Raw genomic sequence first — 13060 nt, forward strand, 5'->3', positions numbered from 1 at the left:
AGGGAGTATATGAGTGGCTATTAGAGATATTGTATTGCACCCGAATGAGGTGCTTGAAGTGGAATGCGCGCCTGTCGAGCATTTCGATAAAGAATTGCATCAGTTGCTTGATGATATGTTTGAGACAATGTATCAAGCAGATGGAGTGGGTCTAGCTGCTCCGCAAATTGGCATTAAACAGCAAGTCGCAGTTGTTGATACGAGAGAAGAAGAAGCATTAGAATTAATCAATCCTAAGGTCGTGAAGGCTTCTGGTAAAGAGGTGGATCTTGAAGGTTGTTTAAGTTTTCCTGGACTGTTTGGAGAAGTAGAACGCCCGTATACGATCACACTAAAAGCCCAAAATCGTTTTGGACGTGAATTCAAACTGAAAGCAGAGGGGTTCTTTGCGAGAGCGATTCAGCATGAAATCGACCATCTTCATGGCGTGCTCTTTACTGAGAAAGTTATTCGGTATGTCGATCCTGAACAGGAAGGAGAGAGTGAGTAACGATGACGAAAATTGTATTTATGGGTACACCGGATTTTTCAGTTCCTGTCCTTGATATGCTTGTAGAGGAAGGTTATAGCATTGTTGGCGTAGTGACACAACCAGATCGTCCAAAAGGCAGAAAAAGAGTGCTTACACCTCCTCCTGTTAAGGTGGCTGCAGAAAAGCATGGACTTCCGGTGTTACAACCTGAGAAAGTGAAAGACCCTGCACAGCTTCAGCCTATTCTAGAATTAGAACCTGATTTGATTGTAACGGCTGCATTTGGACAAATTCTACCAAAACAGCTGCTTGATGCTCCGAAGTACGGTTGTATTAATGTTCATGCGTCATTGCTACCTGAGCTTCGCGGAGGCGCACCGATTCATTACTCCATCCTTCAGGGGAAAAAAGAAACAGGCATTACGATCATGTATATGGTTGAGAAATTGGACGCAGGCGATATCCTAACACAGTCCGTTGTCCCTATTGAAGAACGTGACAATACTGGAACACTTCATGATAAATTAAGTGCTTCAGGCTCTGAGCTTTTGAAAGAAACGTTGCCACAGCTTCTAAACGGTGAATTAACTCCTGTAAAGCAAAACGATGAAGAGGCTACTTTTGCCCCTAACATTAAACGAGAGCAGGAGAAGATCGACTGGACGAAGACTGGTGAAGAAATTTATAACCAGGTACGTGGATTGCATCCATGGCCAGTCGCGTTTACAGAGTATGATGGAAAAGTGATGAAGATTTGGTGGGCTGAGAAAGTAGAGAGTGCTGAGAAGGCAGATCCAGGTTCTGTTTTATATACGGATGCAGATGGTCCGGTCGTAGCAACAGGCAACTCAACAGCAATCAAGTTAACGGAGATTCAACCATCAGGCAAAAAACGTATGACATCCGCACAGTATTTACAAGCAAGAACATTCGAGAAAAATGAGAGATTTGGTGAATAGTATGACAAATGTAAGAGAAGCAGCACTTGATGTAATTGAAAAGATTAACAAAAACCAGGCATACAGCAATTTATTGCTGAATGAAACGATTAAGAAGCATAAGCTAAGCCGGAAAGATACAGGCTTATTAACAGAAATCGTATACGGTACGATCCAGCGAAAGAATACACTGGATTTCTACTTAGATGATTTTCTAACAAATCGTAAGAGAATCCAGACGTGGGTCATTTCTCTCTTGCAACTTTCTCTTTATCAAATGGTTTATCTTGATCGTGTACCAGATCGCGCCATCATCCATGAGGCAGTTGAAATAGCAAAAAAACGTGGACACAAAGGTATTAGTGGAATGGTGAATGGGGTACTTCGCAATACCCAAAGAAAAGGACTGAAGAATCCTGAAGATATTGAAGATGTTGCGGAACGCATTTCCATTGCGAAAAGTCATCCGCTATGGCTCGTCAAACGCTGGATTGATCAGCTTGGTGTTGAATCGACAGAGGCGATGTGTGAAGAAAATCTCCTTTCTCCATATGTGACAGCGCGTGTGAATATGGTACGAACTTCTGTTGATCAAGTTATCGAAGACTTGAAAAAAGAGGGTGTGGAAGCTGTAGAAGGTAGTCTTTCAGTAGATGCCATCAAGGTGATCCAGGGGAAAGTGCTTGATACTGAAGTGTATAAGCGCGGTGATTTAACCATTCAAGATGAAAGTTCGATGCTTGTTGCAAGAGCGCTTGGAATTGAGCCAGGTCAAAAAGTCCTCGACGCATGTGCGGCACCAGGTGGTAAATCTACTCATATTGCAGAAAGATTAAATGGATCAGGACATGTGAATTCGCTTGATTTGCATCCTCATAAAGTTAAATTAATTAAAAAACAGGCACAGCGTCTTAATCTCCGCGCTATTGAAGCAGAAGCCCTCGACAGTAGAAACGTTGCAGATCGCTTCAAGGCAAAGTCATTTGATCGTATTCTTGTTGATGCGCCGTGCACAGGCTTCGGAGTGCTAAGAAGAAAACCAGACATTAAGTGGTCAAAGAAAGAAGATGACATTGAGCGGATTACAAGTGTTCAGAAAGGCATCCTTGCCTCTCAAGCTTCTCTTTTAAAACCAGGTGGAAAATTGGTTTACAGTACGTGTACAATAGAAAGTGTAGAAAACCAGGAAGTGGTAAAACAGTTCCTTGAAGAGCATCCTGATTTTTCACTAGATGAATCATTCTCAAACCGCTTACCAGAAAAAGTAAGAACATATTGTGAAGATGGACAGCTACAGCTACTACCACAGTATTTTGGTACGGATGGATTTTATATCGCGTGTTTAGTTAAAAAATAATGCTGAGTGCTGGTGAATCGTCTTGTAATAGGCGATTCTTCCCGCATTCTTGTGATAAGAGGAGACGGGGTAATCACATGCAAGCAATAGCATTAACTGATCAAGGACAAGTAAGGGCATACAATGAAGATAGCACGAAGGTTGTGCACAATAGTCTAAATGAGTATCTTGTAATTGTTGCAGATGGGATGGGCGGTCATCAGGCAGGTGACGTTGCCAGTGCTCTAGCAGTTGAATCGATGGAGATGAGTTGGGAAGAAGAGAAAGCTGGATTTCGCCCGGGAAGAGCGGAAGCATGGCTATTACATACCATTCGTAAAGCGAATGAAACAATCCTAGCTTTTTCTAAAGAAAAACCTGAATATTCCGGAATGGGAACGACTCTTGTAGCAGCTGTGTGTACGAATGAGTTTATTACAATTGGTCATGTAGGCGATAGCCGCGCATATTTATTCGGCGATCGTGTTCTTGATCAAAAAACAAGTGATCATTCACTTGTGAATGAACTCGTAAAAAGTGGTCAGCTCTCAGAAGAAGAAGCAGAAGATCATCCTCGTAAAAATGTACTATTACGTGCGATTGGAACAGATGAAAACGTTAAGGTAGATGTGCATACCTTTGAATGGGATGAGAATCAATCAGCCCTTTTTTGCTCAGATGGTTTAACGAACAAAGTTTCTGATCGTGAATTAGAGGAAGTTATGAACTCTGACCGATCTCTTCATGAGAAGGGAACAGAACTCATTCGCTTAGCAAATGAAGCAGGCGGAGAAGATAATATCACAGTTGCGATTATTGAGAATTCCTCTAATTCTGGAAGTGAAGGCTCATGCTAGGAAAGCACATAAATGGACGTTACAAACTGCTTGAAGTCATTGGTGACGGCGGAATGGCAATCGTCTATCGAGCTTTAGATTTAATTTTGGATCGTACAGTTGCTGTCAAGCTGCTTCGGCCCGAATTTTCTCAAGATGATGATTTTATAAAGCGATTTCGAAGAGAAGCAGAATCTGCAACGAGTCTAGCTCATCCTAATATCGTTTCCATCTATGATGTAGGGGAGGAAGAAGACTTCTACTATATCGTCATGGAATATGTACCGGGAACAACGCTTAAGCAAAAAATTCGCAACCGTGGAGCACTGCCGATTGAGGAAGCCATTGATATTATGAAGCAAATGACGTCCGCAATTGAGCATGCACATGAGAATCACATCATCCATCGAGATATCAAACCTCATAATATTCTAATAAACGACTACGGAGAAGCAAAAGTAACGGATTTTGGAATTGCGATGGCCGTGACATCTGCAACAATCACGCATACTAACTCCGTTCTTGGTTCTGTGCATTACTTCTCACCTGAGCAGGCGCGTGGCGCTGTAGCAAATGAACGGTCAGATATTTATTCTCTTGGTGTCGTTCTTTATGAAATGGTCACGGGTGTTCTTCCCTTTTCGGGTGATTCCCCCGTATCTGTTGCCCTAAAGCACTTACAAGATCGTTTTCCTAAACCAAGCCTAATTAACACTTCTCTTCCGAAAAACGTGGAACATATTATTATGAAAGCTATGGCAAAAGATCCTGTTCAACGCTACCAAAACGCTGAAGAGCTTTATGAAGCGCTTGAGATGTCGCTAAGTCCAACTAAAATTTACGATAAAGCACCTGAGCAGGATGATGCAGATGCTACAAAAGTGTTGGCACCAGTTACTCCTGGCCGCCTTGGTGACAAAATGCAGGAGACAAGGCCTCAAGAACCTGTACAAAAGACAGAGTCTGATGATCCGCCACCTAAAAAGAAGAAGAAGGCCGGTAAGATTGCTGTTATTGTTTTAGTGATTCTCCTCCTCTTAGGTGGTGCAGCCGCGCTTGCATTTACTTTTATCCCTGATCTCTTCTCAGTAAGTGATGTGGAAGTTCCTGACGTATCTGGAATGACTTATGAAGAAGCAAGATCTGCCCTAATCGAACAAAAGCTGGATGTAAAAAAAGAAGAGCAATTTAGCGAAGACGTAGAGGAAGACGATGTTATTAAACAGGATCCTACATCAGGTACGATGGTGAAGGAAGATAGCGCCGTTACTTTATATGTCAGTGAAGGTGCTGAAAAAACAGAGCTTGATGATTTTATCGGTAGATCAAAAGATGAGGTTGAACCGTTATTGAAAGAGCAAGGCTTTAAAGGTGTGAAGTATGAAGGTGAATACCGAGATGACCCTGAAGGTGAGATCTATGATCAAAATCCTGAGGCTGGGAAGCTGGTGTTACCAACAGAAGATCGAATTATCATATGGTATAGTTTAGGGCCCGAACCATTTCCATTAGAGGATTTAAAGGAAAAGACAAAAGCAGAAGTGGAAAGCTATGCAGATGATAAAAAGCTAAATCTCTCTTATAATGACCCTGAATTTAGTGAACTTGTTGAAGAAGGTAAAGTCGTCTCTCATTCACCAGGCACTGCTGCGGAAGTGAAAGCTGGAGATGAGATTACAATTACTTTATCAAAAGGTCCAGAACCAGAACCTGAGCCAGAACCCGAACCAGAACCCGAGCCTGATCCAGAACCGGAACCAGAGCCTGATCCAGAACCGGAACCAGAGCCAGAGCCGGAGCCGGAACCGGAACCTTCGCCGGAAGATGAGGCAATCGTTGTTCCAAATTCGTTTAAAATCGATGTGAAAAAGGGAGAAGAGCATTTAATTGAGATTCTCTACAAGGATTCAACGACAGAAGGAGAAGAAATCTCTGAAACGATCACAGAAACGAAAGAGATTAAGTTTGATTTAACCATTTACCCCGGTGAGGAAGCATCATATAAAACATATGTCGATGGGAAAGAAAAAAAGGGAAATTCAAAGACCATTACGTATGACGAAGCGAAACAAAAATATGGAAAAAATGAGTAAGGAGTCCTACATGGCAGATGGAAGAATAATTAAAGCGCTTAGTGGCTTTTATTACGTGCAGGATGAAGAGAATAAGGAAATTTATCAGTGCAGAGGAAGAGGGAATTTTCGGAAGCGAAAAATCACGCCACTTGTTGGTGATTTTGTAAGGTATGAAGCCGAGAACAAAACGGATGGCTATGTATTGGAAATAAAGGAGAGAGAAAACGAATTGGTTCGACCTCCTATTGCTAATGTTGATCAGGCATTTCTTGTTTTCTCAGCAACACAACCTACGTTTAACACACAGCTTCTTGATAAATTTCTTGTGCACATTGAAGCTAGTGATATTCAGCCGATCATCTGTATTACTAAGATTGATTTGGTTGCAGAGGTGGAAGAAAGTGAGATCATGGCCTATGCTGATGATTATCGTGAGATTGGGTATGACGTCATCGTTTCTTCTGCTCAAAGCCTTTCAGGCGTTTCAGAAATCGAGCCTTATTTCCAAGAAAAGGTAACGGTGTTTGCAGGACAGTCAGGAGTAGGGAAGTCTTCCTTATTAAACGCTATTAATCCTGACCTTGAACTAGATACAAGCGATATATCGACTCACCTTGGTCGAGGAAAACATACGACGCGACATGTAGAACTTATTCCTTTCGGCTCAGGCCTTGTTGCAGATACTCCTGGATTTAGCTCATTGGATTTTAGAGGAATTGAAGCCGATGATCTTTGGCTCTACTTCCCTGAGATCAGAATGAAAAGCAGTGAGTGTAAATTTCGCGCTTGCACCCACCAATCAGAGCCGGGGTGTGCAGTAAAAGTAGCCGTCGAAAAAGAAGAAATTCAAGCGTATCGCTATGACCATTATTCTTCTTTCTTCCAGGAAATTAAGGACCAAAAACGGAGGTATTAATTATGATAAAAATCGCCCCTTCTATTTTGGCATCAGACTTTGCCAGATTAGGTGAAGAAGTAAAAGACGTAGAAGCAGCTGGTGCTGACTATATTCACGTAGATGTGATGGACGGTCATTTTGTTCCGAACATTACGATTGGTGCACCAATCGTACGAGCTCTTCGTCCAGTGACATCACTACCGCTTGATGTTCATCTTATGATAGAAAATCCTGACCAATATATCGAAGAGTTTGCTGAAGCTGGAGCGGATATTTTGACCGTTCATGCAGAGGCTTGTCCGCATCTCCACCGCACTATTCAGCTCATTAAAAGTAAAGGTGTGAAGGCGGGTGTTGTTATTAATCCTGCGACGCCTGTTGATTCCATTAAGCACGTGATTGAGGATGTAGATCTAGTCCTATTAATGACGGTCAATCCAGGCTTTGGAGGTCAAGCTTTTATTGAGAGAGTTCTTGCGAAGATTACGGAAACGAAGCAGCTAGCAGATTCTCTTGGTGTAGCTCCAGAAATCGAAGTAGACGGTGGTGTGAACGCGGAGACGGCTCGTGCATGTATTGAAGCGGGTGCCACTGTTCTCGTAGCAGGTTCAGCCATTTATAATCAATCTGATCGGAAAGCAGCCATTGATCAGATACGTCAATCATAAAACAGCGGGGCTTCTCCCGCTGTTTTTTAATAAGACTTTATACAAAAGTTTAGGTTATGGAGGAATTATGATTCATGAAGAAAGATAATCGACTTCTTTTGCTTGTAGAAATAGCTTTAATGGCTGCGGTTGGAGTGATTTTAGATTTATTATCACTCAGGCTCTGGCCAAATGGCGGCTCTGTGTCGCTAGCTATGGTACCTATTTTTCTAATTGCTTATCGAAGAGGACTTGGTGCCGGTTTAACGACAGGGCTTTTAGTTGGTATTTTACAACCTCTAATCGTGCCGCCTTTTTATGTGCATCCTATTCAATTTCTACTAGATTATCCAATTGCATTTATGGTTGTCGGTATGGCGGGGATTTTTAGTGTTAAAGTTGACGAGCCGAAACGGAAGCGAATCACAATGATCATTCTTGGCTGTTTAACCGGATCATTACTTCGACTTGTGAGTCATTTTATATCTGGTGTGATCTGGTTCGGCGAAATGGCACCAGAAGGTACCCCTGTGGCCTTATACTCCTTTCTTTATAATGCATCTTATTTGTTACCAACTGCCGCTGTATCAATTGTCGTCTTGGCTCTGCTCTCACATCAAGCACCTAAGCTGGTGCATGAGCAATGAGGAAGCCTATTTATATTGTTGCGGGAGGACCGGAAGAAGACCTTCCAACCCATCTTCTGACTGAAAGAAATGTAAGGTGGATTGGGGTCGACCGAGGCGTCTATACGCTTCTGAAAAATAACATTATTCCTGAACATGGATTTGGGGATTTTGACTCGGTAACCAATGAAGAAAGAGAATGGATGGAGTCACACGATTTAGCGTTTACCGTCTATCCTTCTGAAAAGGACCACACAGATTTAGAAATCGCTCTTGATTGGGCCATCGATGAAGGTCCTGAAGAGGTTACAATGTTTGGGGTAACAGGTGGCAGGCTTGATCATAGCTGGATGAACGTTCAGATGTTAATTAAGGGCGTGAAGTCAGACGTGAAGCTTGCCATTGAGGATAAATTAAATCGAATGGAAATGAAAGAGCCAGGCACATATACTGTCCAAAAGGATCATCGTTTTCCCTATATGTCTTTTCTCTCCTTTACTCCTGAAGTCAAAGGCTTAACGCTAATTGGATATCGTTATCCCCTTACGAATAGACATATTTCATGGGGGTCAAGTTTATGTATTAGCAATGAACTGATCGAGGAAAATGGGTCTTATTCATTTAATCAGGGCATACTATTGGTGGTAAGAAGTTCGGACGCCGAGCAGGTTTAGGTACTATTTTAATTTCGGCGAATATAATAGTAATGCATCTTATATTCTCATATTGTTCATCCTGGGGTCCATCTTTGACTTTCTGAGGAGGGGGAAATATGAAGTTCTATACGATTAAATTACCAAAGTTTCTCGGTGGTTTTGTGAGAGCAGTGCTAGGGTCTTTCAAAAAAAATGAATAGTTTAGAAACAAAAAAAAGCACCCGTTTGGGTGCTTTTTTGCATGTTACTATGCGCGTTCGATTTTGCCTGATTTAAGAGCACGAGCAGATACATAAACTTTCTTAGGTTTACCATCTACCATGATGCGTACCTTTTGAAGGTTAGCACCAAATTTACGTTTAGTTGTATTCAACGCGTGAGAACGTTTGTTACCAAACGAAGTTTTGCGTCCAGTGATTGCACATTTAGCCATTGTTTCTACCTCCTTACTGTCCTACATTGCACAAGAAGTGCAGGATAAATCCTCCACTATAGTATCATGTAGGTGTAGTGAATGCAAGATGTTTAACACGTCTTATCAAGAAAAAAACTTAACAGTAAAAGCTTATCATATTAGAGGTTTTATACGATGAACTTTTATTATGACTAATAGTGTAGTAAAATAACGGTAGCTGTGCATAGGATTTATTTTATTTATTATTTTGGCTATGTAAGCTTATAGTGTTGAATTCTCGATTTTGGCTCATTTGCGTGAAACACTCATTTTACTCATCGTTCAGTAACTCAGCCATTATTTTATGAACAGAATCTATACGAGGATAGAAGTAGTCAAAAGATCAGTACCCAAATCGCTAAGGGAGGAAATATAATGGCAATTGAAATGAAAACCCAATACGGACAGATTGATATTTCGACGGAAGTAGTCGCTGCGATTGCAGGTGGCGCTGCGATTGATTGTTATGGTATCGTTGGAATGGCTTCACAAAAGCAATTGAAAGATGGTATTACAGAACTATTGGGAAAAGATAACTTTAGCAGAGGGATTGTCGTTCGCAAAGAAGAAGACGACGACCTTAACATTGACATGTATATTATCGTGAGCTATGGTACTAAAATTTCTGAAGTAGCCCACAATGTGCAAACAAAAGTGAAATATCAACTTGATCAAATGCTTGGGCTATCAATTGATTCAGTAAACATATACGTCCAAGGGGTTAGAGTAACGAACCCTTAAACGGAGTTAGGAGGAAAAGTCTGTGACGATTCAAAAGATTGATGGGAAGCGTTTTGCGCAAATGGTCCTTGAAGGAGCAAACAACCTTTCAAAGAATGCCAAGATGGTAGATGCGCTTAATGTTTTTCCAGTGCCGGATGGAGATACTGGTACAAACATGAACTTAACAATTACGTCTGGAGCAGCTGAAGTAAGATCGAGCAGCTCAGATAAAGTAGGAGATGTCGCATCTCTTTTTGCAAGAGGATTATTAATGGGCGCACGGGGAAACTCTGGCGTAATTCTTTCTCAGCTATTTCGAGGATTTTCGAAATCGATCGAAGGAAAGTCTGAGATCACAAGTGTTGAACTAGCCGCTGCTCTTGAAAACGGGGTGGATTCTGCCTATAAAGCCGTTATGAAACCAGTGGAAGGTACAATTCTTACAGTAGCTAAAGACGCTGCTCGAAAAGCAGTGAAGTCTTCAAAGAAAATATCAGACGTGGTTGAATTAATGCAGGTAGTAGTTAAAGAGGGGAAAGAATCCCTCAATCGTACTCCTGATCTTCTTCCAGTTCTGAAAGAAGTCGGTGTCGTTGACTCAGGTGGCCAGGGACTTTTACTTATTTATGAAGGGTTTCTAGCGGTTCTAGAAGGAAAAGAAACGCCCGATTCATCCGTTGATCAAGAGAAAATGGACGAACTCGTTAGAGCTGAGCACCACAAAAGTGCGCAGGGTCATATGAAAACGGAAGACATTGAATTTGGTTACTGTACAGAGTTCATGGTTCAATTCGAAAATGAGAAGCTTGCGAAATCGCCATATGATGAGGAAGCATTCCGAAACGAACTCGATAAACATGGGGATTCGCTTTTGGTTGTATCTGACGAAGATCTCGTTAAAGTACATATGCATACAGAGTACCCGGGAAATATTATGACGTATGCACAGAATTACGGGAGCTTAATTAAAATTAAGATTGAGAATATGCGTGAGCAGCATTCTACAATCTTAAAAGAAGAACGCCCCGAGCCTGTTAAGCAGGAGAAGCCGGCTGAACGAAAAAAATACGGAATTATTACGGTTTCCATGGGAGACGGGATCGCTACTTTGTTTGAAAGCTTAGGTGCGAACTATGTGATTCCAGGTGGCCAGACGATGAACCCAAGTACTGAAGATATCATTAAAGCGATTGAAGAAGTTTATGCTGAGAATATTATTATCTTACCGAATAATAGTAATATTGTGATGACTGCACAGCAGGCAGCTTCAGTTGTAGATGAGAATGTCATCGTGATTCCTTCTAAAACAGTTCCTCAGGGTATTTCTAGTCTTCTTGGCTTCAATCCATCGGTTGATCCTGAAGCTAATGCGGAAACAATGAAAGAAAGCCTGTCAGCTGTTAAGTCAGGACAAGTTACGTTTGCGGTTAGAGATACTAAGATTGATGGTATCGATATTACGAAGGATGATTTCATGGGAATCGCAGATGGCAAAATTATTGTTTCTGAAAAGGAACGTCTTGAAGTCGCGAAGTCGCTTCTGTCTTCTATGATTACCGAAGATGATGAAATCGTTACGATCATATATGGTGAAGATACAGATCAAGAAGAAGCTGAAAGTATTGTTGCTTATATTGAAGAGCAGTTTGATGAAGTAGAAGTAGAACTTCACGAAGGTAAACAGCCGATATATAGCTATATCATGGCAGTGGAATAAATGTTTCATATTTGCAGAAAAAGAAACGTGGCTTGAGCCAGGTTTTCTTTTTCTGTAAAGAACATCTTTTGTGAGATAAAGTGTATATGGTGAAAGGTGGCATCAATGTGAAGTTTCGCAGTGTTTTTGACATTATTGGTCCTGTTATGATTGGTCCTTCAAGCTCCCATACGGCTGGAGCAGCAAGAATTGGTCGAGTTGCTAGACATTTGTTTGGTCGTGAGCCAAAGACGATTACAATTTCTCTTTATGGTTCATTTGCAAGAACGTACAAAGGACACGGTACGGATGTTGCCCTAGTCGGTGGCGTGCTTGATTTTGATACTTACGATGAGCGAATAGTGAATGCGCTTACAATTGCAAAAGAGAAGAAAATCAAAGTTCGTTTTACTGAAGAGGATGCCTTAACAGATCACCCTAATACTGCTCGAATTCATCTCACTGATGAGAAGGGTGAACTTGAGCTTGTCGGGATCTCGATAGGTGGAGGTAAAATTGAAGTCATTGAGTTAAATGGGTTTGCGCTCGGTCTTTCAGGGAACAGTCCAGCTATTCTTGTAGTCCATAATGATCGTTTCGGTGCCATTGCAGGTGTATCTAATACGTTAGCAAAGCATGAAATTAATATCGGTCATATGAACGTTTCACGAAAAGAAAAGGGCAAGGAAGCATTGATGACGATTGAAGTGGATCAAAATATCCCTCAAGTTGTATTAGATGAGGTTGAGTTGTTACCGAATATTATTCAAGTCGCAAAAATTAGCGATTAAGATATAGAGGAGGAATGGGTATGTTTCGTAACGTAGCAGAACTAGTAGAATTAGCGCAATCGAAAAATAAACCAATTTCTGAAATTATGATTGAACAGGAAATGGACTTCAGAGGAAATACCCGAGAAGAAGTTTATGCTCAAATGAAAAATAACCTTGTTGTTATGGAGCAAGCGGTTGAACGGGGAATTAATGAGGATGTTCGCTCTCATTCAGGATTAACTGGCGGAGATGCAGTGCTGCTTCAAAATTATATGAAGACAGGGAATTCACTATCCGGACAAACAATGCTTGATGCGGTAAGTAAAGCGATCGCTACGAATGAAGTGAATGCAGCGATGGGAACCATTTGTGCGACGCCAACAGCAGGGTCTGCAGGAGTGGTACCTGGGACACTCTTCGCAATTCGGGAGAAAGTGAATCCTACAGAAGAGCAGATGGTGAGATACCTCTTTACTTCAGGAGCATTTGGGTTTGTTGTAGCTAATAATGCTTCCATTTCAGGTGCTGCAGGTGGCTGTCAGGCTGAAGTAGGATCAGCAACTGGGATGGCTGCGGCAGCGATTGTAGAATTAATGGGTGGTACTCCTGAACAATCTTCTCATGCGTTTGCGATTGCACTTAAGAACATGCTTGGTCTTGTATGTGACCCTGTAGCTGGACTTGTCGAGGTTCCTTGCGTTAAGCGAAATGCCATGGGCGCTTCCAACGCACTAGTTGCAGCAGATATGTCTCTTGCGGGCATTACAAGTCGCATTCCTTGTGATGAAGTGATTGATGCAATGTACAAAATTGGGCAATCTATGCCTTCTACTCTTCGAGAAACGGCTCAAGGAGGACTTGCAGCAACGCCAACTGGCCGAGAGTTAGAAGCGAAAATATTTGGAGTATCCCTTGATAGGAAATGAGTGA

At 41.7% G+C, this 13060-nt stretch carries 15 protein-coding genes; 14 read left to right on the forward strand and 1 reads right to left on the reverse strand.

Translation table 11 applies throughout. The features are described from left to right. Window positions 1-13 precede the first annotated feature (13 nt). The 10 genes from def (at window position 14) to spoVM (ending at window position 8684) form a co-directional block, all read left to right on the forward strand. Window positions 14-490, forward strand: coding sequence for a peptide deformylase (gene def / locus AC0VYJ_RS09705; RefSeq protein ID WP_226612799.1), 477 nt, complete (start codon window positions 14-16; stop codon window positions 488-490). Window positions 491-492: 2 nt separating this feature from the next. Continuing rightward, window positions 493-1431 carry a methionyl-tRNA formyltransferase gene (gene fmt / locus AC0VYJ_RS09710; protein ID WP_475367266.1) on the forward strand — a complete coding sequence of 313 codons (939 nt, stop codon included), beginning with the start codon at window positions 493-495 and terminating at the stop codon, window positions 1429-1431. Window position 1432: 1 nt separating this feature from the next. Next, window positions 1433-2767 carry a 16S rRNA (cytosine(967)-C(5))-methyltransferase RsmB gene (gene rsmB, locus AC0VYJ_RS09715; protein WP_475367267.1) on the forward strand — a complete coding sequence of 445 codons (1335 nt, stop codon included), beginning with the start codon at window positions 1433-1435 and terminating at the stop codon, window positions 2765-2767. Between the two features lie 77 nt (window positions 2768-2844). Then, window positions 2845-3603 (forward strand): Stp1/IreP family PP2C-type Ser/Thr phosphatase, encoded by a 759-nt coding sequence (locus AC0VYJ_RS09720; RefSeq protein WP_430242744.1) that lies wholly within the window; start codon window positions 2845-2847, stop codon window positions 3601-3603. Beyond that, complete coding sequence (gene pknB / locus AC0VYJ_RS09725; protein WP_475367268.1) at window positions 3597-5675, forward strand: Stk1 family PASTA domain-containing Ser/Thr kinase; 2079 nt, start codon at window positions 3597-3599, stop codon at window positions 5673-5675. Before AC0VYJ_RS09720 ends, pknB begins: the two co-directional genes overlap by 7 nt. A 10-nt stretch (window positions 5676-5685) precedes the next feature. Then, on the forward strand, window positions 5686-6573 hold the full coding sequence (gene rsgA / locus AC0VYJ_RS09730) for a ribosome small subunit-dependent GTPase A (RefSeq protein WP_430242739.1): 888 nt from the start codon (window positions 5686-5688) through the stop codon (window positions 6571-6573). A 2-nt stretch (window positions 6574-6575) separates the two neighbouring features. Then, window positions 6576-7223: a ribulose-phosphate 3-epimerase gene (gene rpe / locus AC0VYJ_RS09735; protein WP_226612806.1), complete on the forward strand. Its 648-nt coding sequence runs from the start codon at window positions 6576-6578 to the stop codon at window positions 7221-7223. Window positions 7224-7297: 74 nt separating this feature from the next. Continuing rightward, window positions 7298-7849, forward strand: a complete 552-nt coding sequence (gene thiT / locus AC0VYJ_RS09740) for an energy-coupled thiamine transporter ThiT (protein ID WP_226612808.1) — start codon at window positions 7298-7300, stop codon at window positions 7847-7849. Next, a complete protein-coding gene (locus AC0VYJ_RS09745; protein ID WP_430242733.1) occupies window positions 7846-8502 on the forward strand; it encodes a thiamine diphosphokinase in 657 nt (218 codons plus the stop codon). Before thiT ends, AC0VYJ_RS09745 begins: the two co-directional genes overlap by 4 nt. A 98-nt stretch (window positions 8503-8600) precedes the next feature. After that, the gene (spoVM, locus tag AC0VYJ_RS09750) at window positions 8601-8684 is read left to right on the forward strand and encodes a stage V sporulation protein SpoVM (RefSeq protein ID WP_048309835.1); all 84 of its coding nucleotides are present in this window, start codon (window positions 8601-8603) and stop codon (window positions 8682-8684) included. A gap of 47 nt (window positions 8685-8731) precedes the next feature. Here the strand turns inward: spoVM and rpmB are convergent, their stop codons facing one another. After that, complete coding sequence (gene rpmB / locus AC0VYJ_RS09755) at window positions 8732-8917, reverse strand: 50S ribosomal protein L28 (protein WP_098443343.1); 186 nt, start codon at window positions 8915-8917, stop codon at window positions 8732-8734. Between the two features lie 396 nt (window positions 8918-9313). Between rpmB and AC0VYJ_RS09760 the strand changes: the two genes are divergently transcribed. The 4 genes from AC0VYJ_RS09760 (at window position 9314) to sdaAA (ending at window position 13056) form a co-directional block, all read left to right on the forward strand. Further along, a complete protein-coding gene (locus tag AC0VYJ_RS09760; RefSeq protein ID WP_194221387.1) occupies window positions 9314-9679 on the forward strand; it encodes an Asp23/Gls24 family envelope stress response protein in 366 nt (121 codons plus the stop codon). Between the two features lie 22 nt (window positions 9680-9701). After that, a complete protein-coding gene (locus AC0VYJ_RS09765) occupies window positions 9702-11378 on the forward strand; it encodes a DAK2 domain-containing protein (protein ID WP_475367269.1) in 1677 nt (558 codons plus the stop codon). A gap of 107 nt (window positions 11379-11485) precedes the next feature. Further along, window positions 11486-12148 carry an L-serine ammonia-lyase, iron-sulfur-dependent subunit beta gene (gene sdaAB, locus AC0VYJ_RS09770; RefSeq protein ID WP_194221389.1) on the forward strand — a complete coding sequence of 221 codons (663 nt, stop codon included), beginning with the start codon at window positions 11486-11488 and terminating at the stop codon, window positions 12146-12148. Window positions 12149-12168: 20 nt separating this feature from the next. After that, complete coding sequence (sdaAA, locus tag AC0VYJ_RS09775) at window positions 12169-13056, forward strand: L-serine ammonia-lyase, iron-sulfur-dependent, subunit alpha (protein WP_194221390.1); 888 nt, start codon at window positions 12169-12171, stop codon at window positions 13054-13056. The last annotated feature ends 4 nt before the right edge of the window (window positions 13057-13060 follow it).

The organism is Anaerobacillus sp. 63XJN7_5_ISO-PGPR-S23-430 (assembly GCF_056173695.1).

What these genes read in the sequence shown, in the direction of transcription:
- fmt (WP_475367266.1), top strand. Translation starts at nt 493, where the DNA reads ATGACGAAAATTGTATTTATGGGTACACCGGATTTTTCAGTTCCTGTC.
- AC0VYJ_RS09720 (WP_430242744.1), top strand. Translation starts at nt 2,845, where the DNA reads ATGCAAGCAATAGCATTAACTGATCAAGGACAAGTAAGGGCATACAAT.
- rpe (WP_226612806.1), top strand. Translation starts at nt 6,576, where the DNA reads ATGATAAAAATCGCCCCTTCTATTTTGGCATCAGACTTTGCCAGATTA.
- rpmB (WP_098443343.1), bottom strand. Translation starts at nt 8,917, where the DNA reads ATGGCTAAATGTGCAATCACTGGACGCAAAACTTCGTTTGGTAACAAA.
- AC0VYJ_RS09745 (WP_430242733.1), top strand. Translation starts at nt 7,846, where the DNA reads ATGAGGAAGCCTATTTATATTGTTGCGGGAGGACCGGAAGAAGACCTT.
- AC0VYJ_RS09760 (WP_194221387.1), top strand. Translation starts at nt 9,314, where the DNA reads ATGGCAATTGAAATGAAAACCCAATACGGACAGATTGATATTTCGACG.
- rsgA (WP_430242739.1), top strand. Translation starts at nt 5,686, where the DNA reads ATGGCAGATGGAAGAATAATTAAAGCGCTTAGTGGCTTTTATTACGTG.
- pknB (WP_475367268.1), top strand. Translation starts at nt 3,597, where the DNA reads ATGCTAGGAAAGCACATAAATGGACGTTACAAACTGCTTGAAGTCATT.
- thiT (WP_226612808.1), top strand. Translation starts at nt 7,298, where the DNA reads ATGAAGAAAGATAATCGACTTCTTTTGCTTGTAGAAATAGCTTTAATG.
- sdaAA (WP_194221390.1), top strand. Translation starts at nt 12,169, where the DNA reads ATGTTTCGTAACGTAGCAGAACTAGTAGAATTAGCGCAATCGAAAAAT.
- rsmB (WP_475367267.1), top strand. Translation starts at nt 1,433, where the DNA reads ATGACAAATGTAAGAGAAGCAGCACTTGATGTAATTGAAAAGATTAAC.
- spoVM (WP_048309835.1), top strand. Translation starts at nt 8,601, where the DNA reads ATGAAGTTCTATACGATTAAATTACCAAAGTTTCTCGGTGGTTTTGTG.